The following is a 25,816-nucleotide window of genomic DNA, read 5'->3' as shown; positions in this document are numbered from 1 at the left end:
AGTTGTCAACCTAAATCACAAAAATATTGGATTAATCACAATTTTTTAATAGATGAACGAATTTTATATGACTAGCACTCTCCAAATAAATAGAGGACCAGGGATATTTCCCCAGTCCTCCATATATTTTATAATGCAGCTGATTCGAGTTCTTCTTTTCCTATTTCTTTTGCTTTCCTCGATAATAATCGGCCTAGAACTATGACTAATGCAGCCAAACCAATTGGTATTATGTAATGAACCGCAGGTATAAACGTTTCGAAAAAATGTCCCGCAGCTTTATCGCTTATTACCATTTCCCCCGCAGTATAACCTAGAAGTCCCGCTCCCAACCACACAATAATAGGGAATCGATTCATAAGACTCATTAATAGCTGGCTTCCCCAAATTATAAGCGGGATGCTAATTGCTAGTCCAAGTCCGATCAATAATAAATTCCCTTCCGCTGCACCAGCGACCGCAAGGACATTATCCAAGCTCATAACCAAGTCTGCGATAATAATGGTTTTGATAGCCTCACTCATAGTTGTACCTGAATGAATTGACTCTTCCCCATCGCCCTTCAGCAGCTTGATGGCAATGTAAACCAGGAGCAATCCGCCTGCAACCTGCACAAAAGGAATTTGCAAAAGCCATACTGCAAGGAAGGTTAAAATAACTCTTAAGCCAATCGCCCCGAAACTCCCATAGAATATAGCTTTCTTCTGTTGATTGGAAGGTAAATTCCGACATGCAAGAGCGATAACTACTGCGTTATCACCGCTAAGCACAATATTAATTAAAATAATCTTAAGCAAACCTACCAGTAAAGCATCCATCTAACCGTCACTCCCAAATATTTTTTAATCTTTGCCCCAATGTCCAGGAATAATTATCCCTTGACGTGAACGCTTTCAAGTATACCATGATTTTGCAAACTGAATAATATTTTATATGTTATGGTGAACAATCCCTATTTGCAATAATAGACAAGCTCCCGTTATTTAAGGGGAGCTTGTCACATAAACGACTAATGAAGTCCTCGGAATTGTACAGATTTTATAAAGTGAATTTCCTGTAATTACGATCAAACAGGTCCAAAAGCTCCCTTGCAGCGTTGTCATACGATTCTTTATCCTGCCAAGTGTTGCGAGGCTGCAATAAATGGCTTGGGACAGCATTTACAGAATCAGGGCACTGAAGGCCGAATATCGGATCGGTCGTGAAACCCGTTTGCTCTATCGAGCCGTCTAAAGCTGCGGAAACCATGGCACGAGTATATGCTAAGTTCATCCGTTTACCTACACCATACGGCCCTCCGGTCCATCCGGTATTGACCAGATATACTTTGACTTGGTGCTCCTCAATTTTTTTGCCCAGCATTTCGGCGTAAACCGTCGGATGAAGCGGCAGGAAAGGAGCGCCAAAGCAAGCGGAGAAAGTAGCCTCAGGTTCCGTAACCCCTCTCTCGGTGCCAGCTAGCTTGGAAGTATAACCGGATAAGAAATGATACATGGCCTGTTCTTTGGTGAGCTTCGAGATCGGTGGCAGCACCCCAAAAGCATCAGCAGTCAAGAAAACAATGACAGTTGGATGTCCAGCCTTACCGGGAATCAACGCATTTGGGATACTCTCTATTGGATAAGCAGCTCGAGTATTTTCCGTAACGCTGATATTATCATAGTCGGCTATTCCGGTCTCCGGATTCAGCATGACATTTTCCAGAACAGAACCCGCTTTAATGGCATTCCAAATTTGGGGCTCCTTTTCCTCCGAGAGATTAACGCACTTGGCATAGCAGCCGCCTTCAAAGTTAAATACGCCTTGATCTGACCAGCCATGCTCATCATCCCCTATCAGACGACGGTTTGGATCAGCCGAAAGCGTTGTTTTTCCCGTACCTGACAGTCCGAAAAACAGGGCTACGTCATCCTTTTCACCTACATTGGCTGAGCAATGCATAGGAACGACATTTTTGAAGGGCAGTAAATAATTCAGTACGCTGAAAATCGACTTTTTCATTTCTCCTGCATATTCCGTGCCGCCGATTATAACCAGCTTTTTCTCAAAGGAAACGCAGATGAACGTTTCAGATCGGGTACCGTCAGTAGCGGGGTCCGCCTTTAATCCGGGAAGTGCGATTACCGTAAATTCAGCATGATGTGTGGCCAGTTCTTCCTTCGTAGGGCGTATAAAAAGCTGATGAACAAACAAATTATGCCAGGCATACTCATTTACAATCCGAATAGGCAATCGGTAATTCAAATCCGCCCCAGCATATCCGTCAAATATGAAAAGTTCTTTGTCCATCATATAGTCTTGGGCTTTATTATAAATCTGATCAAATTGATATTCGGTAATAGGCTGATTAACAGTCCCCCAGTCTATATGTTCCATAACAGACGGTTCATTGACAATATATTTGTCTTTTGGAGAACGGCCGGTATAACTTCCAGTGAATACCTGCAGTGCGTTTGTGCTTGCAAGTCTCCCTTCTTTTCTTTCCAGCGCAATCTTCATAAGCTCGGCTGCATGTAAATTTTTGTGTGTGTTTATTGTTCTGGATTGTTCCACTTTAACATTCCTCTTCTCTCTTCAACATTTTTTATTATTGCCTAAGCTAACTGCCGCTTTTTCCACTTATGTGCGACCCTTTCTGAAATCAAATAACGGAAGGTCCATCGATTACCGCTGATTTTGAGCAGCCGATGTAGTCAAGTAAGTCCCATCCCTCCACAGCCAATAGCAGTTATGTTACCAGTTATCATACTGTTCCCTTTAATTATGTCGTACTAAATACGTATTTCATTTATATATAATACATTATTTTCTTTTGATGTGTAATATTTAAGTTGATATTTTCTATAAAATTTATTTTGTTCACGTATTCGATCTCTTTCATATGGCAAAAGCAAAAAGACCCCCATACCACTGTTCAAGTAGCCGGAGGTTTAATTTATATTCTTTGAATTATTTATAAGCATGAATGCCTAACAAGGTCTCCAAATTGACGATGGAAAATCCTTTTTTCTGCAGCTGCTCAATGATTATTGGCAATGCTTGAATATTCACTGTCTGTACTTTGCTGGAGTGCATTAGAATAATGTCCCCGTTTCTTACGTTGGAAATCACATTATTTACGATATTGTCGCTTTCCTTTTGAGACCAATCCAGTGTGTCTATAGACCAAAGTACGATGGTGAGTCCCTCTTTTTTCACGGCGGCTAATACATTATCATTCGTTGCCCCGTAGGGCGTACGCATGATAGACGGAGTTTTGCCAATTACGGATCGAATAGCGTCTTCTGTTTCTTTCACATCGTTATGAATTTGATTCGCATCCAATTTGGTATAGTCATCATGTTTAAAACTGTGATTTAGCACCAAATGCCCGTTTTCATAAACTTTTTTGACTACGTCCGGATACTGGTTTACTTGTTTCCCGATAAAGAAAAAGCTTGCTTGTACCTTATATTTATTCAAAATATCCATAATCGCAGGCGTTGTTTGATCATCCGGACCGTCGTCAAAAGTGAGGGCGACCTTTTTTTCATCGGGACCGTTAATAAAAATATCTCCTTGATGGGATTTGGCAAAATCGACGATCGTTTTGCGCCAAGCGAGCATATCTGACCAAGCCTTCTGTGTTAATTGATTGGATTTCCCTACAATGCTCAAAAAGTAATCCCCCTTGGAAGCAGGCGGCTTTTCCGGCCCCTTTTGAACGCTTCCTTCAGAGAAAACGGAGATATGATCAACATTGGATGTACCTTTTGGGATAATAAACTTCAATTGATATTTCGAAGCGGCGTTATAGCTATAGATATCATCCGTGCCGATTTCTGTTTTACTTTCCGGGGGGCCTAATGATTCTACAATGTTTTGGAGTGTCAAATTTTGAAGGCTTTGATCATAGGAGCGGCTGTCAAATACAAGCCGGTTTATTATATTATACCCAAAGGATGCTTGCGGTCCGGTAAAAGACGCGTACATTCCTCTGCCTGCTTCAACATCAGTATCCGGATTCCCCCATTGACCTTCGATTTGATCGATCGTACTTTGACCGACGGCAAATACGTTCTTCCAAGCCTTTCCTTCCCGGGCTGATTCCAATAATTGTTCAGGAAGGTCGGTATCCTTGGCAGGCGATGGAACCGTAGAGCTAATAGGAGCATGGGTTGGGTTAGGCAAGACTGTGGAAGATTTGCAGGAACATATAAAAAAAGTCATTGCAAACACCGTCAGCATCGGACAAATAAACCATTTCGTCTTCATAATACTGAAATCTCCCTCATCCTATTAAGATTGACCTTCTCTGGACATTATTTCCTGAAATTCCTCGGAAAATGCATTTACTGCAAGTATAACTGTTTTTTACGCAGGAGCCAGAATATTTCCGTAGTATTGTTGTGGTTTCGGGAATATGGCTCCAAACGCACTGCTTAGCATGCTGCCATTTTTGGCTCTCAATCGAATAAACCCCCATCCCTCAATGTATGGCGCAGCTCCCTGGAATGCTGCTCTACGATAAGGACGGGGGTTATTGGTTGTATCCATTTATCCTGTCTGGCGCCCAACCACTGCACGATTGGTCTTCTCCGACATGAAGATCAGCAGCAGCAGAATTGCTAACAGGAAGTACGGAAACCAAGCAATGTTTACATGCTGCACGATCAAGCCGAATAGCGGCGGCATCAGTATTGTGCCCACATAGGCCGATGCCATCTGGACGCCCATGATGGACTGGGACAGCTCCTTGCCGAAGTTATGCGGTGTCTGATGCAGCATGCTCGGATAGATCGGCGCACAGCCAAGTCCTATCAACCATAGTCCGATTGGATAGACTAAGTCCCCTAATGGCAGCACAAATAACAGCACGCCGACCACTATACCGCCAAGTCCCAGACGAATCATGGTCACGTTATCAAACTTGGTGGACATGAAGCCCGAAGCTAGACGCCCCAACGTTATACCAAGGTAGAAGAATGAGATCCACTGTGCAGCCGTCTCCGCACTAATGCCTCGGTGAATAACTAAGAAGCTGCTTCCCCACAAGCCTGTCGTCGCTTCCAGCGCGCAATAAGCGAAAAAAGCTATAAGTGCAGGCTTCATGCCTTTGATCTTCAACAAGTCAATGCGCTTTAGTGCGGATGCAGCAGACACTTCTTCTCCAGCTTTCGTTGCTGGATCTGCCTTCTTCCACAACGGAAGTGTCAGGATGAGGATCACAACCAAGCTGATCTGAATGAATCCAATCGTCAAATATCCCATATTCCAGCTGCTATCGCTTATGAGGTACATCGACATAATGGCAGGACCCGCGGTCGCGCCAATCCCCCAGAAGCTATGCAGCCAATTCATATGCTTGGCTTTATAATTCAGCGCCACGAAGTTGTTAAGCGCGGCATCGACCGAGCCCGCTCCAAGTCCGAGTGGAATCGCCAGCACACATAGCCAGATGAAGGACGTTGCTACTCCGAAGCCGAGCAATGCAACTGCCGTCATTAGCACACTAACCGCGGTTACGCGCCCTGTCCCCCATTTTCGAATAACCGGTTCACTGTAGAAGCTCGAGACAATGGTGCCCCCTGCTATGATCATAGACACGATACCGGCATAGGATACAGGCACCGCGAGATCATTCTGCATAGCCGGCCATGCAGACCCCAAGAGGGAATCCGGTAAGCCAAGGCCAATAAACGATAAGTAAATAATGATCAGCAATAATGTCATCATATGATGGTCCCCTACTCTCTCCTATTATCCAGTTCATGCAGTGATATTTGAATTAACCCCTGCTCAAAGTGTTTCTCGAATTGATTCGAAACCGCCACTTGTATGCAGAAGCTGTCTCGAAGAAGCTGTTCTGCATATTTCTTAACCGATTGGTCATTCCCTTCGCTCCAGAAATCCCCATACAGTATAATCTGGTTCGGGGCAAGCACAGTACAGATCATAGCTACAAGTTGACCTACGGCTTCGGTAAGCTGCTGTTCATCACTATAATCCAATGTGAGCCAGTCGCACCCTAATGGGTAATGTCCAACTTCGCCCGCATAATTCTGATAACCTGTATACACCCCTCCATTTATGATGATTCCTGCACCCGGAGGGTAGCTTCTTGGAAAATATATTCCCACCACCGTTTCCGATTCACCTTCAGCGCAATGCTGATGGTAGTAGCCGTTTACAGCTCCGTTAATGTCATTGACAAAGATGACAGGCACACCATAGCGAGCTACATAATACGGAATAAAGGTGCTGCCCACTAACGCGGGGTGGTCATTGATCGTAACTATCCCATCCTGCTCCGCCCCTGGAAGACCAAAAGCAATTAAGTGAATAGTCGGAAACTGTGCAAACACGCGATCTAGAGCTTCCTCGAAGCTTGATACCAGCACCTGCTCCATATATTCGGCTTCCTCATATACAGATTCTTCAAAAAGGTTCACAACGAGCAGCTTCATATAATTCCGTTTGTCCTTCTGATATCCGTAAAGGATGACCGCGTGCTGATAACCACCCATATAATGATACAAGGTTGAAGGCCGTCCGCCGTTGGATGGCACCATCTCCCCCTGGTGTACCTCGCCAGCGGCGATCATATCCATGAGAAGTGCATTAATGGTCACCACACTTAGGCCTGTCTTCGCTGCAAGCTCCTGCTTCGTCGCTTGGCGCATATATTTGAGCGTATGGCGGACAAGACGCTGGTTCATCATTTTGACGAGTAAATTGTTGGCTCCCTTCATAATTCCTCCCCTTAATAAACATCTTATTAAATGCTCTTTATTAAGTATATTAGTCACAGTCTCGGCTATTGTCAATGAATAAAAGAACCGCTCCTTCGTAAGAGAATTACAAAGAAACGGTTCTAATTCAAGACTTCCTTATTAGTTGTTAAATATTCAATTTACCCAGTATATGATTAGCCATAATTTTATATCCTTCAGCGTTCGGATGCAGTTGATCTGGTAGTTTGTCAACAAAGGCTTCCCCAAAAATATCCAAACCGTCTACATAAGTAAGATTTGAATCCCCGTAAGAGGTTAGAATATTGACCGCTTCCTGAATTTCTTTCCTCATTGTAACCAAGGTCATCCCTACTAAATTTTCGTCTGTTTCTCTGTGAGGACAATAAATAGGAGAAAATAAAAATAGGGGTGTGCTGCGATGCTTTTCCCGAATGATCGATACCATGCCAATAATTGCAGAACGAAACGTCCGGATATTTAAGCTATTGCCACCCATTACATTAATGCCGAGGCACATGGAAATGACGTCAGCGGGAAGATCACGGATGACGCGAGCAACCATTGGTTCCAAATGACATTGTCCGCCAAAACCCATACAGGTCAGGTCCCAGCCTTTGCTGCGTGCTACGATTGCCGGCCAAGTTTGAGCCGGACTTTCAGCTGCGCTGCATTGTGTAATGGAGCTGCCGTATGCAACCCACCGCGGTTGATTGTTTTGCAAGGGAGTGGCCGATGCCCCATCATCGACTTTTAGTGCTTTCACCATGACGACAGCCTTTTGCGAAAAATAAATTTCAACTCTCTTCATGCTGCCTGGTAAGTTTGTAAATAAACAAATTTTTTCTCCTGCAAGGAGAGTCTTGGTATCGACTAATTCATCTTCAATAACTATATCAAACAGTATATCTTTATCCGTTATACCGACATGCAGCTCCACTGAAGTGGAATCACTTAGAAAAGCAAGTCTAACACCCGCTGTTTCCCCTGCCTTCTCCACTAATTCTGATGCAAATAAGCTGAGCTGATCATTTGGTAACCGCCATGGCCGGAGTCCGGTATCATTCGTTTCTATTGAAACGGCCCCCCGAAACCACTCTTTATTTATTTCGATAGTTTGCATTGTTCCATTCACCTTTCTATCGTTAATTGAGTGCTATTATTATGGCTCAAAACCGAAATCAGCGCTTGACGAAGTCATCCGATTATGTCTCCGTGTCCAGCCTAACCCTAGACAAAAACTTAAGAACGGTAATGACAGGGCATACGACTTTATTAGAATTAATTCGATTCGAAGCCCTTGCTTTCTCCCAAAAAACTGCATCTATACAGCCTTTGGGCCGGTATATCCGAAGTCTAATTGAATTCATGCAAATGTGCATTTATTTTTTTATTCTTAGCTCAATCGGAGCGTTTTCCATGAAAATTGATGTACTTTTGCAGGTCTGTTCCCACTACAACAATTTCGGTAGGAAAATAACTGCATGTTTGCAGGATTTTGTGAGACTAGAGGTCGGAGGAGGGTCAAGTACTGATTTTGAGGCTGAGCTATTATTATTTTACAATATTTCGATCTAATATTTCCCAGCAATTTCAAACAAGCTCTCCGAGAGATAATTTAGATTAGATGGATAACGAAAATAGGCTGCCTTCATTGTGATGAATAGTTTTCATTGGGAATGAGATAAATATCTTGTCATTGGCGCATCACAAGATGTTTATCCCACAAAAAAAAGCCGCGATTTACGCGACTTAAAATTGATTGGAATTCCAAGCCTCCATACTTGGCCAGCGGATATATACGCCGACTACTCATCTCTCCGTTCAACTTGTCTTTCAGGTATTCAATCAATGGTCGTCGGACCCTGGTGAACAAATGTCAGATCATTTCATCGTAGGTCATTACTCCAATCTACGATGTAACAGGAAGGACCGGCTTATTCTGCAAAATATCGCTGGAAGCATGCATCCATGAAGCCAAGCCCGAGGCAAGCCGTTCGATCTCTCCGGCATTTGCCGGCTCTGCCGACAAATCTTGCGTTTCCCAAGGATCATTTAGTAGATCGAATAACTGAATTCGTTCCGTCCCTGTGTTCGTTAATGGCGAGCGATAATAACGAATCAGCTTCCATCGGCCGTCCGTCACCATCCGCTGGGTATCTCGATAAACCGAGCACACGATACCGCGAACGCCATCGCTTTCCCCTGCAAAGATTGGACACAGACTTACGCCTTCCGTTTCCTTCGGTAGATCGACGCCGCATAGTCCGGCAACTGTAGGAAAAATATCAATATTGCTTGCCAGCGCAAGCTCCTGCTTGTTCTCCGGTACACCCGGCCCCCGGAATATAAGCGGAATGCGCACGCTGTGCTCGTAAACGTTCTGTTTGCCCATCAGTCCGTGCTGCCCGACTGCCAAGCCATGGTCGGCGGTATACACGATGAGCGTGTCGTCATAGATGCCCTTAGCCTTCAGCGATTCGACGACTCTACCGATTTGCGCGTCCAAATGGCTTATCATCGCGTAGTAATCGGCAATATGTTCACAAATTTCGCCCTCGTCCCTCGGCAATATTGCGAGTTTCTCGTCCCGAACCGTCATATCACCTGTATCGAATGGATGCTCCTGCATAAAGTTCGGAGGCAGCGGAATGGCGGCTTTGTCGTACATGCTTGCATAAGGCTCCGGCGCCGTTCGGGGATCATGCGGCGCTGTATAAGCCACATACAGGAAAAACGGCCGGTCCTCCCGATAATCCTCAATAAACTTGACGGCAGAGTCCGTAAACAACTCCGTCGAGAACGTCCGTTCAATATATTCCTGTTCCTTAGGATAAGCCCCGGTCGGGTCATAATCGTGCACGGGAACCTTTGTATGCTCGCTCATCCCGTGAAAAAGTAGCTTATCCCCTCCTTCGAAACTTCGGGCGAAGCTTGCCTTGTCGTTATGCCATTTGCCGACCGCATGAGTTTGATATCCAGCTTCGCGCATCGTTTGCGGCATTAACCGAACATCCGGGCGAATAACGCTCGAATGCTCCCGGTTCATCATGTCTTTGCCGATCATCGACCGAAAGATCGATATGCCCGTATTGACGCACGCTCTGCTGGGCGCGCAAACCGCTCCGGTTAGGCCGCCGAATATATGCGTGTTACGGCAAGATGTCCCGCTTGCGGCTAGCGAATCCAACACCGGTGTCTGCACGGTTTCATTACCAAACGCTCCAATGGATTCACCACGATGATCGTCCGCTATTATAAACACTACATTAGGTCTTTCGGCTGAAAGCTTCTTTTTGATCTGCTCTTTCATCTTATGCTCACTCTCACGAGACAGGATTGTTGAATTCCGGATGCACAAATATCGCAATTACTTTTTCGATTTATACTGGGTATAAGCTTGTTGATAAATTTCCAGGTAACGTTTTATGTTCATTTTATCCAAGGTGCTCAAATAGTTGTTCCACTCCTTGTCAATGTCCAGCGAGCCTGTAACCGTTTTTGCAAAAAATTCGGTTCTGTAGTCCGTAATTGTCTTCTCAAGCGTGGCAAGCTCCTCCGCTTGTTCGTTGGTGAAGAACAATGGCGGCACAATTTTGCTCGGGTCGATTTCGTAAGGCTCGTATTTTTTAGTTTCATTATACAAAATAAGTTCAAGCGAGTTTTTCGGATCAGCTGCCACGCTCAATCGCAACTCGTTGGTTCGCAACGACGGCCCCGCCTGCGCCCAGTGTACGTTTTGCAGTTTGCCAAACGTAACAATTGGTTTCCATTTCGCTTGCTTCCCGTTAACCCCAATCTCTCCTGGCGCCGAACGCACCCACTCCTGATCAGGACGGCCCTGTGTGCTGCGCAGCGTCGCTTCTTCTGAAAGCAGCAGGTCAGCCATACGGAATGCGGCAGCAGGATTTTTCGCCTTATTGGTGACAACGAATTGACCGGTAGAGACCGCGTAAGGATTATATGCAGTTGAACGTATGCCTGCAGGCCCTTTGAGTGGCGGTACGGAAATGTAGTCTTTGAATCTCGGGTTATCGACATCGACAAATACCGTTTGGTTTTGCGAGGCAATAGCTCCTACGATCGGGATTTCCGGGTTCAAGCCCATTTGTTTCAACTGGTTTCTGTCCTGTGTAAACGTTTGCGGAGATATTAAACCCTCAGCATATAGTTTATTAATATACTTCAAAGCATCCTTCCACTCCGGTTGATTAAAGGCAACTTGAACCTTTCCATCCTTAACGAAGCGCAGGTTGAAATCCTTCTCGATAAAAGCGCTGGGCAGAAAAAGGTCCAATGTCGAGGAAGGGCCGTTAGTAGCGCCGACAAGCGGAATCTCATCTGCCTTGCCGTTCCCGTTAGGATCTTTTTCTTTAAAAGCTTTAAGCACTTGATAAAACTCGTCAGTCGTTTCCGGCATTTTTAATCCGAGCTTGTCTAGCCATGGTTGATAAATCCACATCTTTTGACCGAGCGAGCAGTGATAGCAATCATTAACTTGAGGTACCGAATAAATATTGCCGTCAGGCATAGTGATCAAATCTTTTACATAAGAAACCTGCTCGAACATCTTTTTCATTTCCACGCCATATTTATCAATATACGGGTTCAGCGGAATAAATACGCCATCCTTACCGTAAATTGACTGCTGAATCGGCGATACGCTCATATTAAGCAGCACATCCGGATAATCGCCGCTTGCGAGTGAAACGTTAAGCTTCTCTGCAAATGTTTTTTCCGGAGCGACTTCCCAATCGATATGAATGTTCGTTTTCTCCTCTAGCCACTTGGTGAACTCGTTGGTTGCAAAATTTTCGACAATGCTGGAGCCTTTGACCATGACCTTAAGCGTCGTCTTTTCTTTCGTGATCGGGAATACGCCCGCTGCCGTTACTTGATCGTCACTGCTTGCTTCCTTCTTTTGAGCAGCTTCCTTTTGTCCGCTATCTGCACATGCGCTTAGGAGCGCTAAAGACGTCGTAAGCGCTACTAAAGCTGTTAAACCTTTTTTCATGTAAAGACCTCCCTTATTAGCCTTTTAATGATCCAATCATCATGCCTTTGACAAAATGCCTTTGTATGAATGGATAAATGATGAGCACGGGCAGCGTAGACACGACGATAAGGGAAAACTTCAACAGCTCCCGCAGACCATCCCTTGCCGCTTGATCGGCAACGTCGGTTATCATCGACGCATCGACCTCGTTTTGCACCAAAATATCCCTTAAAACCAATTGAATCGGGTACAACTCCTGATGTTTTAAATAAAGCAGTGCATTAAAATATTGGTTCCAATGTCCGACTGCGTAAAACAAGGAGATTACAGCTATAATCGGACCTGACAACGGAAGCACGATTTTTCGTACAAACGTAAAATCGCTGCATCCATCCATTTGAGCGGCTTCAAGCAATTCATCCGGAATGGTCGTTTGAAAATAAGTACGGGTAATGATCATATTCATAACGGCAAGCGCTCCCGGAATAATTAAAGACCACCTTGTGTCAATCATACCGAGCCCTTTCACAACCAGGTAAGACGGGATCAATCCGCCGGAAAACATCATTGTGAATACAAACAGAGCCATAATTGCGTTTCGTGGCATAAAATCTTTTCTTGAAAGCGGATACGCCGCAATGAGTGTAAAAAGCACATTGATCGTCGTTCCCACTACCGTATAATAGACCGAATTCAAAAAGCTCGACATAATTAAACGATGCTTAAATACCGCTTCATAACCCGCTAACGTCGGCTCTACCGGATACAACCAGACTTTACCGGAAATAACCGCTGTGGATGAGCTGAAGGAAGCACTGACAATGTAAACCAGAGGGTAAAGAATCGTAATCGTAAAAATGGATAGGATGATATAATTCAGAATTGTAAAAAGCCTGTCATCCGCACTTTCTTTAATACTTCCCGTCATAGATGCGCCCTCCTTTTTACCACAGACTGGTTTGGCCCAATCTTCTCGCTATCCGATTGACGAGAACCAGCAGGACCAAATTAATTACTGATTTAAACAATCCAATGGCAGACGAGTAGGAATAGTTGATTGCTGTTGATGCCAAGCCGACTTTGTACACAAAAGTATCGATTACCTCAGAAGAGCTCATATTCAGCGGATTCTGCATCAGCAATACCTTTTCGAAGCCTATATCCAGCACATGACCCGTGTTCATGATCAGCAAAATAACGGCAACCGGCATAATACCCGGCAAGTCGACATGCCACATACGCTGCACTTTATTCGCTCCATCCACAACAGCAGCCTCATGCAGCGAAGGATCGACAGCTGCAAGCGCCGCCAGGTAGATGATGCAGGAAAAACCAACATTTTGCCAAATACCGGACCAGACAAAAACATGTGAGAACCATTCGGGTATGCCCATGAAATTGATTGCAGGGAATCCGAAATATTTCATAATCGTTTGAACCAGGCCAATCCGCGGGTCCATCATTTGCAGGATGATGCCAACCATAACGACTACGGAAATAAAATGCGGTGCGTAAGTGACCATTTGTACGGTTTTCTTAAAGAAACGAGCGTTTACGTAATTTAAGGAAAGCGCAAGTATGATTGGGAATGGAAACCCCGCAAGTAAACTATAGATGCTGATCAGAATCGTATTTTTCATAATCCGAACAAACTCATACGAATGAAAAAAACGATCGAAATGCTTCAAGCCCACCCATTCGCTACCCCATACCCCTTTAGTCGGAATATAATTTTTAAACGCAATCAAAGCCCCATACATCGGCACGTACTTGAATATGAGCAAATAAATAATCGGCAGCAGCATTAGCAAGTAAAGCTGCCAATGGCTGGATGCGTTCTTCCTCAGTCTGGACAAGTAATTTTCCTTTTTACGGACAACTGCAGACAATGTGTTGCTCTTGCTAGCCGAAACTTCCATAAACCCCTCCCTGTTTCGATGACCCTGACTAGGTATCTTTGATGTCTTTCTTTGTTTAGAATACGAAAAAAGGGTCCGCCGAGCATTATGCTCATTTACACCGATATGACTTTATTTGCACTGGATGACGGCATGCGAATCGTAACCTTCGTACCCACTCCCTGCTCACTTTGCACGGAAAGCCCATACTGCTGTCCGAACACCATCTGAATCCGGTTATGCACATTGAGCAGCCCGATGCTGCCTTCGAATGTTGGTTGTGTATCCAACAGACTCTCTTCCCGGCTGTTCATGAGTCGTGTGCTTAATTGCAGTAGAGATTCTGCATCCATGCCGCAGCCATTATCTTCTACGGTCACATAAAAATCCGCTTCATCCTTCCAGGCGTCAATAATAATCGTGTGAGTATCCTCGATCCCATCGGGAAATGCATGTTTAAACACATTTTCGACCAAGGGCTGCAGCGTCAAGCGAACCATGCTGTCCAGAAAATAATCTGCAGGGATGCGAACATCGATTTCAAATTCACGCTGGTTGCGGTATTTCATAATAGACATAAAGTACAGAATATGTTTAAGCTCGTTGACTACCGTAATTTCCTCCAAATCAGTGCGTATGGAATAGCGCAGCATATACGACAAAGAACGAACGATGTCTTTAATTTCACTTGATTTCTGAATAACGGCGTAACAAATAATAATTTCCAAAGTGTTGTACAAGAAATGCGGATTAATCTGTAATTGCAGCGATTGAAATTCGGCCAGCTGCCGTTTCATTAAATTTTCTTGATTGCGCAGTTCGGTCTCGTAAACCCGCTCAACAAGCTCCTCAAGTCGGGAGACCATCGTATTGTAGCTAGTAATAAGCTGATCCATCTCATCACGGCTTCCGGTCAGAGGTACTTTGGTCCACTGGCCTTTGGCCGTCTGACGCATCCCGTTTTCCAGTAGTCGAACTGGACGAACAATAGATTGACCGAAACGATAAGCTAGAAATGAGGACAAAATCAAGGTGAAGATACCCACGATTAGCGTTGTTTGCCGCAAGTCTGAAATCGGCTTCCTCTGTTCAGCAACCGACATGCTTGCCACCAGCGTCCATCCGGAATAGTCGGACTTTCGACTAAAGAAAACACGCCCCGGTTCTCCGGGCAATTCAAATATTTGGTCTTTATTGGCTTCAACCGAATTGAAATGCATACCGTCAAGCTGTTTGCCGATTCGGCTCGAATCCGGATGGTATAATATTTTTCCGCGATCGTTGACGATAAAAAAATACCCGGATTGTCCGAGCTTTATACCCTTCCAGAGCGTGTTCAACTCCCCTATCTTTAGTTCGAAGCCCATAATGCCTTTAAATGATTTAGATGAGGTTCGGTCCGCCAATTTGCGAACGAGTGTGAGATGACCGTCCAGAAATCCGGAGTCCTGGATCGTCAGCTTCCCGTTTATTTCATCGTCTTCCTTCATCTGTTCGACATATTCTTGAAAAGCTTTGTAATTAAAAGAAACAATGTGAATATTGAAATCCGTTGCCTGGAACCCGTTGTAACCGATGATGTAAGTCATTGATATTTCCGGGTTGTTGATGAGAACCGGTTGAAATACCCCCTTCATGGCAATTTCGGATGTATAAAAGCCGGTAGTTGTATTGCGTGGAAGATCCAGAGCCTCTTTCACTATAGGAGACGTCAGAATAGATACCGTTGCCCTCTCGTAGTTTTTTAAATATAAATCGGTTTCATGTAAAACATTATCAACGATTTGAGTCAACAGCCCTTCATACTGATTCTCCAATTCATTGGATGACCGCCAATAGCCGGTGACCCCCACCGTCACCAAGGTCAGCGCGATAATAATGACAAAATAAATATAAACCTTGCGTGCCAGCCTGTTATTCATTACTTGATCCCGAGCAGCCCGCGATATTCGGTAGGGGAATATCCGGTTGCCTTTTTGAACACTCTGGAAAAGTGTGGGTAGCTTTCGTAACCGACCTCGGTTACAATGTCGATGATTTTGTAGTGCGGAATGGCAAGCAGCTGTTTGGCTTTATCAATTCGTTTGCGCATCCGGTATTGCACGAAGGTCTCATTCGTCTTTTTCTTAAAATAATGGCTGAAATAGGTCGGCGTTACACCTAACTTCCCTGCAACCATGTCCAATGAAAGCTCCTCCTCGAAAAGATGCTCATCGATGTACTGGATAGCCGCCTCCAAAACATTGATTTTTTCATGATTGCGGTACTCGCTCAATCGCTGTATCCATATTCCGATTTCGGCCTGAAACCATTCATACGTAATCGTGATGACAGTGTTCTCCTCTAAAAGCGGCTTCGTCTCAAACCTATACGCCCCTCTGGCATTCAGTTTCTTGAGAAGCAGCCTGACAGCGTCGTATACCAGTTGGTGCTGCTGGATGTCCGTTTCAAAGGCAAACACCTCCCTCTTTCCCTCTTCAAGTAGTTCATCGGCCCGAACCTTGTCCATCATCCAAACCGCTTCCTCCAATTGATCGATCCACTGCTCAAATAGGGAGAAGGAAATAACCGCCGCATCCCGCATGGCGAGCAGTTTATCCAGCACCGGAAAAAGCTCGATTTCAGTAATAGGCTTTAGCAAATATTCCTGTACGCCGTACGACATACATTTTTGTGCATACGCAAAATCCCCATATCCCGAAAGCACAACAACTTTGGTGAAGAGTTTTAGCTGCTGAATATTTCGGCATAGCTCCAGTCCATCCATACGAGGCATCCGAATATCGGTTAACACAACGTCTGGCGGGTTAGCTACGATATTCGACAGCGCTGACACACCGTCTGTAAACGTATCGATCTCACTAAACCGTTTATATTCCCCAATTAACGTTTTGAGCCCAATCCCGATGATAGGTTCATCGTCAACAACAAAGATTCTCGCCATTCGTTTGCCCCCTGTTCTAAAAAAACGTTATCCTTTGATCGCCCCGACAAGAGCGCCTTTGACATACTTTTGCTGGAAAGGATACACAAGCAGAATCGGTCTCATCCATACCTCTATTATGTTAAGATTCCCTTTAGCTTGCCTACCCATTAAAACCTGAACATAGTCATCAAAATCTAAAATTCCCTACCGTTAATAATCCAAAATGGCTCAGCTGGTTCTGATCCTGAGAACGGTCATCCTGAATGGACCGGTACAACTGCTCCAGCACTTCCTTAATATGTAAACTTCGTCCAATCAGTCGATTTTGAAAATTCCAATCACATGATCGATCAAATAATCGATATCACCGTGAAGGACGCTGAATAATCGTGCCATTCGCGAATGTGTCGAATTATCGTACTGATACTATATGTATATAAATTCCATTTATGGATATTATACCAATGCGTACTGTGATCCTGTTTCCGGTGGGAAAGCGATGGAGTCAACCTTTTCAAGACGGCTGATCCTATTCATGCTGCTGTCGCTTGGCATCTCGAATCATGTGTTTATTATTTCTCATCTTATCCAAGCGGCAGGACGGGACTCCTGGTTCAGCATCCTGCTTGGGTATGTGGTTTTGTTAGGTTGGAGTTTGATTATGTACCTGGTTTTAAAGTCCATGCACGCTACAACATTTAACGATTGGCTTAAAGAGAGGATCGGTAAATTCGGATGTTGGCTCGTTTGCGGCGTATTGGTCTTATACCCCCTGATCTTAGGGATGTTGATCATTTTCGATATGACAAGAAACATAAACATCTACTTGCTTCCCAGAACGTCGAACGCCGTAGTCGTTCTCAGTTTTGTGCTTGTTTCTTACATCGCGGCAAGATCGGGACTCAAAACAATTGTCTATATGTCTAGCGTTTTATTGCCGATCGTGTGGTTGCTGGGAATCGGCATTTCCATGTTTACCATGAAAAAAAAGGATTATGGCATCATTCATCCCTTTTTTGTGGAAGGAATAGGGCCGAACCTGCACGGAGGGGTGATTGTGTTCGGAGGAAGTATAGAGTTGCTCATTTTATGCTGCTGCAGCATAAAATGAGCAAACCTATAAATTACGGAACGATGTTTGTGCTGACTTTACGGTTCGTTTGTTTTATTTATCAGGTTCGGGTCGTACCGCTGCATTTCGCTTACTAAAATCAATTTATGCGAGCCATATTAATCACCTCGTTTTCCTATAAGTTACTATAGAGAATGCGAGATCAACTAGAAAGGTAACTGATAAATCACCAAAAAGCCACATAATTCCACTCATAACATCTGGGAGATAAACGAAAGATGGGGGTATACTACATAATCCATTCTGACTCTTTTTCAAGTAATTGATCGTTAGAATTTATGGGTTAAAATCATTAAATTCAGGAAGTAAAGGAAATTTTGATTGTGAGTACTTGACTTTCCTTGTCAAGATCATTTCTATTAAAAATTTCTCATGGACTTCTAATAATAGCGTTTTATGTAAGGCTGTTAAGGGGTTTTGCGACCTCAGGTAATTAATGGGTTTTTATTTTGTGGTATCGTGTTCTTAGGTGATCACCTAATTCAATATGGGTAACAATCAAATACTTCATACCTATAGAGTTGGAATTGGTGTCACTATCTCCAATTATGCAGGCAGCACATGGGACAAGACCTTTGTTACAGCCCGCCGCGTAATTCCGGGAGGAGGCGGACAAGCGATTACCGCTCCAGCACCTGCTCCGCATCCAGTGGGTAAACCTTCTTCAAACCAACATCAAAGAAGAGCCCAACCAAGCATAGCAAAGGAACTCCAGCTAAATCCTCTCATGGTGAAAATGAGCAAGGAGAACACTAGTATTAATTTGAGAAAGAACCTTAAAGTGGCTGTCCCAAAAGGTAGATAACCTTCAGGGCAACCTCTTTTCCTTTTTTTTCGAGATATTTGTGAATTAAGCGAGCCATACAAGAGGTTATCATTGCACGATCGTCACTCTTTTGTTGCTAATCAAGCTTAATCATGTGGTGTAGTCTCTTGAATAAGTTTTTTCACTGTTCTTTTTATTTTACCGACTATTGTTGGTTCTTGGTTCATTTTGTTTATTAACTTGTCCGGTGTAACGTAAGGCGCTCCAGCGATGATTCTTTTGATCTGTGTATCGCCTGGTGAATTAAGTCCATCGTTTCCTGTAATGAAATAGTCAATTCCTTCCTCCTTCGCTAACTTTATTAATTGATCGGTGTATTTTCCATGGGGGAAGCACAGCAGCTTTAATTGGTTTCCAATTTTCTCTCCACAAATTTGATTTGCCTTAGAGATGTCATTTTTAATTCTGGCGATATATTCTTCTTCCGTCTCTACCCGCTTCTGGTCTGTTAAGAATATCGGCTCCGTTAAGGGGGTTACTTGTCGTCCTTTTGCTCCCATGACCGGATTATGGGCATTGTAGGTATGAGAATAAAAACTATAGCCTTGTTGCTTCATAGTTGTTATTTGCTCCCAAGTCATAAACGGAGGTTTTCCTACATAGCCGACAATTAGAAACATAGTGGCCATCATCTTTTCTTTTGTGAGAATCGGATAAGCATATTTGTAAAAAGATTCATACCCGTCGTCAAAAGTGATCACTACCGCATTTGGAGGCAGCTCTTTTTCTTTTTTCAGGAAATAGCTAAAATCTTCCATTGAAACGACGTTGTAATGATTTTCTTTCAGCGCTTTTAAGTGCAATTCAAACCGTTCCGGGGAAATGCTATATTCCGATTCATGAGGGTCAATATCGTGGTATTCCAATACTGCGGCTTGATTTTTGTAATGGATAGGACCCGAAAAAGGCCCGAAAGCAACATAATAGACAAATACGCCAACTAGTGTAATAAGAACGGAAAGCAGCAGCTTTTTCATAGCCTATACCATTCCCATTTTCAGCAATGTTAATACATCTTATTTCTCAACTTTTGCAGGCTGAAATAGGCATCAAGAGGAGGAGCTTTCAAGGTACCATCCCCCTCTCCTCAAATTATCGATCCTCTGAAGGAGGAAATCAGCGATAATCATATAATCTCTTTAGCGGTTACATATCTTTTTTGCCAGAAAGGACTCCTCCATCGTGTGAGAGCTTACAAAGCTGATCAAGGCTTCCAAACCTTATGTTCAATTAATTCATAATTTCGGATCAACGCCTCTGATAACCATTTGAGCCCACGCGAACGCACTAGCTTGCCAATCACGACCGCAATGAGAATTCCTAAAATGGCTCCCCCAACGATATCCGTCGTATAGTGGATACCGGACCAAATACGGGAGAAACCGATGAGAGCAGCAAGTATGAACCAAACCCAACCGTCCTTCCGCCGCCAAAGCCAGATAGAGGCTGCAACTGCAAATGCGGCAGCCGCGTGATTGCTTGGGAAGGAGGCAGATGCCTCGTGGTTAACTAATTGGATGACGTGATGAGCCACGAATGGACGATCCCGATGATAGATGGCGCCAATGATGCCGTTTGTTCCTAACGCCGCTGCGGCGGATAATAGCGTACTCACTACCATTTGGCGATTCTCAGGGGTTCGTACAAACCAATAAACGACAACGCCCAGGTAAAACAGGTAATCCAAATTCACGGCACAGAAAGCCATCAATGGATTCAAAGTAGAAAACTTAGCGGCAAGTTGATTAACCGCTTGAAACCATTGATAGTCTAGTTGAGTTAAATTCATAATTGTCTCCTCTAATAGTCATATTACCATCGGTTAGTAATCATACTATACCTTTATTAAAATCTTATTAAGAAATGTTACCTGACCCATTTTTTTTGCAAAAGTAAAAATGGAGCTGCAGCGGCAGCCCCTTCAAAAACATCAGTCCGCCGCGGCATATCAAACATAAATAAACATCGCCATTGAGGCGATGTTTATTACAACGCATATGAACACCATGTTACTTCTTTTCCATAACCCCAAAGTAGTTGTTCACATCATCGGCAAAGTTGAATACCCGACCCACAGGCATGTTCACCAATTTCCCGACCGTATTGCCACTTAAAAACCTGATACATCAGTCAAGATCGTCGGTATAAACATGATTGAAGGTGTGCTTAGGTTAAGCTCCGACTCCATCTGGGCAATGAATTGCTTGTTGTGAAGAACAAAGGTCGTTTGTGCTCCTTGCGTCGAGGCAATTTCATTCCATCGCAGCCCGCAGCTGAGATTAGGCGGCTTCACATTCCATTTGCGCTTCCGCCGCAGCATCGTTCATAAAATAAGGCGACGTTCATTTTTCAAGAAACGCGTTAAAATATAGAGGATCATCCAACCGTATATGAATGTCATTTCACCTATAGATTGTACAAGGCGGGGCAGATGAACAGCTTTAGATGTCAGATGGGCCAAAAACAAGCTCACGGCAAAAAGAAAGACGATAACGATCGTTCTCGAAATTATTCCTTTTAAAAACCCTTTCGTATAGGTTCTCAGTGCGTTCATATTCCATAAGGCAGCAATCAATTCTAAAGAAAGTATCCCGATGGCAGCTCCAGCATAGGTGAATCCGGGAATGGCGATTAAAAAATAATTAAGCGTCAATGAACAAATAACACCAATGATTAACCCGACTAGAGGTGTTTTTTTATTTCCAGTTCCCCATAAAGCAACGGTCGAAAGCTCTCTGATTCCTGACAGCAAAGGAACTAGGGCCATGTAACGAATACCAGCTTCTGCCGAATCATTCGAAAATAATAAATTCGAAAGGTCCCCTGCGTAAAAGTACAGAACCATAGCAGAACCGCATCCCCATAGCCAAACCGCTTCCATTGCTGATCTCGTACGCCAAACTAATCGATCCTGCCTCCCTGCTTGCCAATCTATTGTGATTTTGGTGGATAAAGTGTAGGCCAATGCGAAGGTAACGAGTGTGGGCATATACACAATTGTTGCAGCCATACCTGTAATAATGCCATAAACGGAAATCGCATCGGAAACGCTCAACCCTGCAGCTTGGAGCTGGTGGGGGATTATGATGGCATCGAGAAAATCAGAAGCGGGAACAATCAAACGCGTAGCAAGAATGGAAAGTGCAGAAGTGATAAAGAAAAATATACTAGGCTTTGTCAACTTCTGCAATGTAGGTTTTTTATCGATAAAATTCAGATTATGAATGATAGAACTTACTAGAACGATCAGTAAAAAGCATAAGGATATAAAAGCACCGGCTGGAGCTCCCAACATCGAGCCCCCGACTGCATAGGGGATACCGAACCGTAACCATGCGGTTGTAATCATGATCATTACAGCAATGCGAACCAACTGTTCAATAAGCTCTGAGACCGCAATATACCCATAAAATTCCATCCCCTGCAGATACCCGCGTAAGAAACTAAGGAACGGTACAATAGCTACAGCGGGGGCAATACATTGTAAGGCGAATTCAAGATTCGCGTCACCGAGCAATAGAGAGAAAGAGGACGCAAGATTGTAGCAATAAAACCCCAATACGACGCCAAACAAGGCGAGAAAAATGGCCCCGCATTTAAATAGCTGCAACCCTTGTCTACGGTCTCTGGCTGTTGAAAGGGCAATTGCCGTAGGGAATCCTCCTGTAATGGCTGTAAGGATTAGTCCGTATGCGGAATAAGCCATTTGATAAAGTCCAATGCCTTCGGATCCGAGCAACCGGAATAACATAATTCGGGCAAAGAAGCCTATTACCTTAACTAGGAAAATAGCTCCTGTACGAAGTGCGATCTGTTTTGCCAGATCGGGTAATCTCATGGTTTCACCTCAAATACCTGTACGCTTTGTCCTAATTATCTTATTGCACAAGCGACTCAGATATGATTCGAGATGAGACAAGTCAGTCATTTATGTGAATTAATAAATATTTCGTGTTTTTATCCCATCCCAGATCAAAAGGTACGCGATACCGGTCCGCTGTATGGGAATTGACAAGCGGATATCCATGGTCGTCGAAACCAACCAGAATCGAAAAATGATCGACATCCCCATCCATTTCATAAGCGATTAGATCTCCCGGTTCCAATTCCGCAACGGCTCCTCCCGAATATTTTTTAGTCGACCTAACCACATCTGTAAAATAACCTTTGGCAACGAGTCTGCCATACCCGCTATGTAATACGAAGTTTTTGAAGGAATCCGTCCGTACCCAAGCCTGGCTCCCCTCAGAACTGTAATGCCATCCCGATCTCATTCTCAATCCTCCACCTTCCTGCTGATCACCAAGTACTTGTGAAGCGAAGTTGGTGCAATCTCCTCCCTTATACGTATAATCCAAATACTTTTTGTTGTAACGATGATCGTTGCCTGCCGCCCATGCATCGCCTGCGTATTTATTGGCATATTCTACTGCCCGTTCTCTATCGTATCTTTTCTTTTTTTTATCACTGGTTTGTAAGGTATCTGTTTCGGATTTCGTAAAAGCGGGGTTTGGGAATCCATCTAATTCTTGAATCCATTTCGGATTTTCCGTAAGCGGATCGGTATACCATTCACGGAGTACCAACCATTCGCCATTCATTTTTTTAAGTGTCAGTGCATGCCTTGTTCCTATGCCGAAGAACTGTGGATTGTAGTTATCTGTTTTGTACACATAGCTTAATTGTAAGCTTTGGTTTAACGAAACCCTTACCAAATCCCCTTCTTTTTTTATTCGTTTGATTCGGATGCTGCTTTCCGCGGCGGAAAAAACGATGCCCCTTTTTTCCGCCCAAGTATTGATATATTTACACCTCAACAGCTCCTGCTCATACGCATACCTGCTTTTTGTGTTCGTTTTTTCATAATAATGATTTATTGCTTCCGGCTTTTGATCAATTAAAAGCTGAGTTCTGTCGTTGAATAGTTTTATTAAAAAAGTTCTTATATCCTGTGTTTCATCTTCCGTATCGGTAGCAAAAACCTGAACCGGACAAAGAAGTACGCACAAGATAATCATAAGCCAATTCAAACGTTTCATATTCATAACTCCAATAGATACCTCCGGTAGGATCGTGACATAATTAAAAAGATTTGCCCATCCTAATTTGATGCTTACCAAAGAATCTTATCCATGACAACTGAATTAACAGTAAGCAAACCATCCGATAACTCATCGTAACTAAAGAGCAGCCGGGAAGAATTCGTCCCGAACTGCCCCTGAATCCCTGAAAACAAAGAAGGTTTATGTTTCTAAAAGCGCCTAACCCGGGATTAATCTTTTGGCAAACAGGTAATTCTGATACCAATACTCCCCTTCTTTTTTATCCTTATGAATATTACTTATGATGACTCCAGTTCCTTCCTCATAGGTATGGAGTATATGCCCATCCCCCATATAAATGCCGACATGCCGCACTTTATTTAATCCTGTTTCGTTCGGAAAATCTTCATCAGAGAAAAACATGATATCCCCTTTGCGCAAATTTATAAACGGTACATCTTGTCCTTGGGCTGCCTGTTCTCTTGCGTTATAGCCTAAATGAATACCTTGTTTAGCATAAAGATATTGCACGTAAGAAGAACAATCAAACGCCTTATCATTAAATCTCTCTGCACCGTAAACATAGGGCACTCCCATGTAACGAACCCCCTCTGCAATAATCGCATCAGCGGTCTTTTCCCATTGGGCATTATCTGCCTCTTCTTTAGCCTTAAAGGGTCTCGCATCGTTAGTGGCGTAGGGTTTAGCCCCATCGGTTACATTTGGCACCTTTTTAGAACTACAAGCGGACAATCCCCCAAAGATAAGGGTAGGTACTAAAAGCATGTTTATTAAATTTTTATACAATTTCTTGTTCATTTAACCACCTCCCCATAGATACATATAGTGTGATTATTCAGGAGAATATCTATACTGTACAATTGGTGGTTTTATTATCGGAAAATGACAGAGATTTGTAGGTAATCGCCAGATTTTGTTATTTTTGCTGTAGAATTCGGCTTTTCGAGATGACTTATATCTATACAGTGACCGCTGAAAACCAAACCGCAAATACAAGAGTTGATGTTGTAGGTCCGATTTCTTTTAGTGGGCTTGCTGTTCAAACAAGATAATACGTTATGTTCAATATTGGCACCTACAAAGGTGCCTTTTTTTTTCATTGCCAAATGGTTTTCATATTCTCATTTACAGAGAAAATAGATACAGCACTGAACGAGCTCACATTGTTTGAACAAATGCCTAACATTATTCATCCACGAACTGAAAGACGGAGTGTATAAAGTAACATGGAGAGCCTTTTCCTTTGACAAACATGATTCTTAGTAACGGCAAATGAACGATTCTAGCTATACGCCCTCAGTTCTTTTTATGTTAGGAAAAGAAAAAGCCATCTGCGAACCTTGAATTCGCAATTGGCTCATGTGAAATTTATTGCTATCTACCCTGATAATGATGCATTGGATAATGATAATGATAATGATGATGGTGATGGTGATAAGTCATATGTTGAGGATGCCCGGGGTTATGGCCATGATGAGGATGGTAAGGTTCCCGTTGTTGAAATTCTCTTTGTTGAAGTTCTGTTTTCTGTGGTTCTCTTCCTTGCATTTGTTGATAAACATTTTCTTGGCTCATTGTATAACTCCCTTCATTTAGATTACTCCATTCTATGCGGTTATCAAGAATAAGGTCATGTACCCAAATAAATGGGCGGATCGAATACGCATCATGTACACTCGTCCAGATGACGCGTTCGAGGGAAGTACATCTCATGGAGTCAGACATTATTTTAGAATGGTTCTGAAGGATATTATGGCACCACTACTTATCTATTCGTGCTGTTCGTGGGGAAACGATTTCTTCTGATCAGTTTTGGTATGAATTTCTTGCCAGATATTCTATTACGGATTCACAGGTAGGCTCGTATGAGGTATTTACAGGGATTTGGATAAACAAGTAAATTAAAATGAGGAGCTCTCTTTCTTTTGTGACTGAGGGCACCTAGGCAGCCCATGAGATGTCGGGGATGTATCTGGGGAAAGTGGGATGGAATGAAGCAGTTCTGTCCGCAGATAAAATGTGTTAGACCAGATAGATGATTTAATCATATTTTTAATAGTATTTTGGAAAAGATAAAATCGGATTTTAATCACGCACCCACCGTTAATATCCAATATATTGAGCCCTTTTTCCCTCGGGTGAACTGTGACCCGAAAGATAGACACTTTGAAAAAAGTGCCCGTCTTTTGGGTTTTTGTGTTTTAATAAACAATACTACAGTGAATGAGGGAAGCTAACAACATG

At 43.4% G+C, this 25,816-nt stretch carries 21 protein-coding genes and 1 pseudogene; 4 read left to right on the top strand and 18 right to left on the bottom strand.

Annotated elements, in window-relative coordinates:
- Positions 1-128: 128 nt before the first annotated feature.
- The 12 genes from ACFQ0C_RS34685 to ACFQ0C_RS34630 all read right to left on the bottom strand — a co-directional run bounded on the left by ACFQ0C_RS34685 (position 129) and on the right by ACFQ0C_RS34630 (position 16,569).
- A complete protein-coding gene (locus ACFQ0C_RS34685; protein WP_379373845.1) occupies positions 129-818 on the bottom strand; it encodes a TerC family protein in 690 nt (229 codons plus the stop codon).
- Between the two features lie 220 nt (positions 819-1,038).
- Positions 1,039-2,553 (bottom strand): phosphoenolpyruvate carboxykinase (ATP), encoded by a 1,515-nt coding sequence (pckA, locus tag ACFQ0C_RS34680; protein WP_379373843.1) that lies wholly within the window; start codon positions 2,551-2,553, stop codon positions 1,039-1,041.
- 396 nt (positions 2,554-2,949) lie between these two features.
- Positions 2,950-4,254 (bottom strand): polysaccharide deacetylase family protein, encoded by a 1,305-nt coding sequence (locus ACFQ0C_RS34675; protein ID WP_379373841.1) that lies wholly within the window; start codon positions 4,252-4,254, stop codon positions 2,950-2,952.
- A 282-nt stretch (positions 4,255-4,536) separates the two neighbouring features.
- Positions 4,537-5,715, bottom strand: a complete 1,179-nt coding sequence (locus ACFQ0C_RS34670) for an MFS transporter (RefSeq protein WP_379373839.1) — start codon at positions 5,713-5,715, stop codon at positions 4,537-4,539.
- 11 nt (positions 5,716-5,726) lie between these two features.
- Positions 5,727-6,731, bottom strand: coding sequence for an ROK family protein (locus ACFQ0C_RS34665; RefSeq protein WP_379373837.1), 1,005 nt, complete (start codon positions 6,729-6,731; stop codon positions 5,727-5,729).
- A 148-nt stretch (positions 6,732-6,879) separates the two neighbouring features.
- The gene (locus ACFQ0C_RS34660; RefSeq protein ID WP_379373835.1) at positions 6,880-7,854 is read right to left on the bottom strand and encodes an SGNH/GDSL hydrolase family protein; all 975 of its coding nucleotides are present in this window, start codon (positions 7,852-7,854) and stop codon (positions 6,880-6,882) included.
- Between the two features lie 789 nt (positions 7,855-8,643).
- Complete coding sequence (locus tag ACFQ0C_RS34655) at positions 8,644-10,044, bottom strand: sulfatase family protein (RefSeq protein WP_379373833.1); 1,401 nt, start codon at positions 10,042-10,044, stop codon at positions 8,644-8,646.
- 57 nt (positions 10,045-10,101) lie between these two features.
- Positions 10,102-11,745: an ABC transporter substrate-binding protein gene (locus tag ACFQ0C_RS34650; protein WP_379373831.1), complete on the bottom strand. Its 1,644-nt coding sequence runs from the start codon at positions 11,743-11,745 to the stop codon at positions 10,102-10,104.
- Positions 11,746-11,761: 16 nt separating this feature from the next.
- A complete protein-coding gene (locus tag ACFQ0C_RS34645; RefSeq protein ID WP_258216268.1) occupies positions 11,762-12,655 on the bottom strand; it encodes a carbohydrate ABC transporter permease in 894 nt (297 codons plus the stop codon).
- Positions 12,656-12,671: 16 nt separating this feature from the next.
- A complete protein-coding gene (locus ACFQ0C_RS34640) occupies positions 12,672-13,646 on the bottom strand; it encodes an ABC transporter permease (RefSeq protein ID WP_379373829.1) in 975 nt (324 codons plus the stop codon).
- Between the two features lie 95 nt (positions 13,647-13,741).
- Positions 13,742-15,547 (bottom strand): cache domain-containing sensor histidine kinase, encoded by a 1,806-nt coding sequence (locus ACFQ0C_RS34635; protein ID WP_379373827.1) that lies wholly within the window; start codon positions 15,545-15,547, stop codon positions 13,742-13,744.
- Complete coding sequence (locus ACFQ0C_RS34630) at positions 15,547-16,569, bottom strand: response regulator (protein ID WP_379373825.1); 1,023 nt, start codon at positions 16,567-16,569, stop codon at positions 15,547-15,549. The genes ACFQ0C_RS34635 and ACFQ0C_RS34630 overlap by 1 nt, the downstream gene beginning before the upstream one ends.
- A 481-nt stretch (positions 16,570-17,050) precedes the next feature.
- Between ACFQ0C_RS34630 and ACFQ0C_RS34625 the strand changes: the two genes are divergently transcribed.
- Positions 17,051-17,662 (top strand): GerAB/ArcD/ProY family transporter, encoded by a 612-nt coding sequence (locus ACFQ0C_RS34625; RefSeq protein WP_379373823.1) that lies wholly within the window; start codon positions 17,051-17,053, stop codon positions 17,660-17,662.
- A 508-nt stretch (positions 17,663-18,170) separates the two neighbouring features.
- Positions 18,171-18,488 carry a hypothetical protein gene (locus ACFQ0C_RS34620; protein ID WP_379373821.1) on the top strand — a complete coding sequence of 106 codons (318 nt, stop codon included), beginning with the start codon at positions 18,171-18,173 and terminating at the stop codon, positions 18,486-18,488.
- Between the two features lie 107 nt (positions 18,489-18,595).
- Here ACFQ0C_RS34620 and ACFQ0C_RS34615 read toward each other — a convergent pair whose 3' ends face one another.
- The 6 genes from ACFQ0C_RS34615 to ACFQ0C_RS34590 all read right to left on the bottom strand — a co-directional run bounded on the left by ACFQ0C_RS34615 (position 18,596) and on the right by ACFQ0C_RS34590 (position 24,370).
- Positions 18,596-19,486 (bottom strand): polysaccharide deacetylase family protein, encoded by an 891-nt coding sequence (locus ACFQ0C_RS34615; protein ID WP_379373819.1) that lies wholly within the window; start codon positions 19,484-19,486, stop codon positions 18,596-18,598.
- A gap of 227 nt (positions 19,487-19,713) precedes the next feature.
- Positions 19,714-20,298 carry an undecaprenyl-diphosphatase gene (locus ACFQ0C_RS34610; protein WP_379373817.1) on the bottom strand — a complete coding sequence of 195 codons (585 nt, stop codon included), beginning with the start codon at positions 20,296-20,298 and terminating at the stop codon, positions 19,714-19,716.
- A gap of 321 nt (positions 20,299-20,619) precedes the next feature.
- Entirely contained in the window at positions 20,620-20,802 is a 183-nt protein-coding gene (locus ACFQ0C_RS34605) for a VOC family protein (RefSeq protein WP_379373815.1), read from the bottom strand.
- A 30-nt stretch (positions 20,803-20,832) separates the two neighbouring features.
- Positions 20,833-22,347 (bottom strand): oligosaccharide flippase family protein, encoded by a 1,515-nt coding sequence (locus ACFQ0C_RS34600; RefSeq protein ID WP_379373813.1) that lies wholly within the window; start codon positions 22,345-22,347, stop codon positions 20,833-20,835.
- Positions 22,348-22,429: 82 nt separating this feature from the next.
- A complete protein-coding gene (locus ACFQ0C_RS34595) occupies positions 22,430-23,548 on the bottom strand; it encodes an amidase domain-containing protein (protein WP_379373811.1) in 1,119 nt (372 codons plus the stop codon).
- Between the two features lie 222 nt (positions 23,549-23,770).
- Positions 23,771-24,370, bottom strand: coding sequence for a C40 family peptidase (locus ACFQ0C_RS34590; protein ID WP_379373809.1), 600 nt, complete (start codon positions 24,368-24,370; stop codon positions 23,771-23,773).
- A gap of 152 nt (positions 24,371-24,522) precedes the next feature.
- Between ACFQ0C_RS34590 and ACFQ0C_RS34585 the strand changes: the two are divergent.
- Positions 24,523-24,624: pseudogene (locus ACFQ0C_RS34585) on the top strand (exosporium protein C); the annotation flags it as partial.
- 288 nt (positions 24,625-24,912) lie between these two features.
- Positions 24,913-25,200, top strand: a complete 288-nt coding sequence (locus ACFQ0C_RS34580) for a hypothetical protein (RefSeq protein WP_379373807.1) — start codon at positions 24,913-24,915, stop codon at positions 25,198-25,200.
- Positions 25,201-25,816 lie beyond the last annotated feature (616 nt).

Origin of the sequence: Paenibacillus sp. GCM10027630 (genome assembly GCF_042676305.1) — a bacterium.
Lineage (GTDB): Bacteria > Bacillota > Bacilli > Paenibacillales > NBRC-103111 > Paenibacillus_S.
The sequence above is the reverse complement of the archived record's forward strand: the minus strand, read 5'-3'. Positions and strand labels throughout refer to the sequence as shown.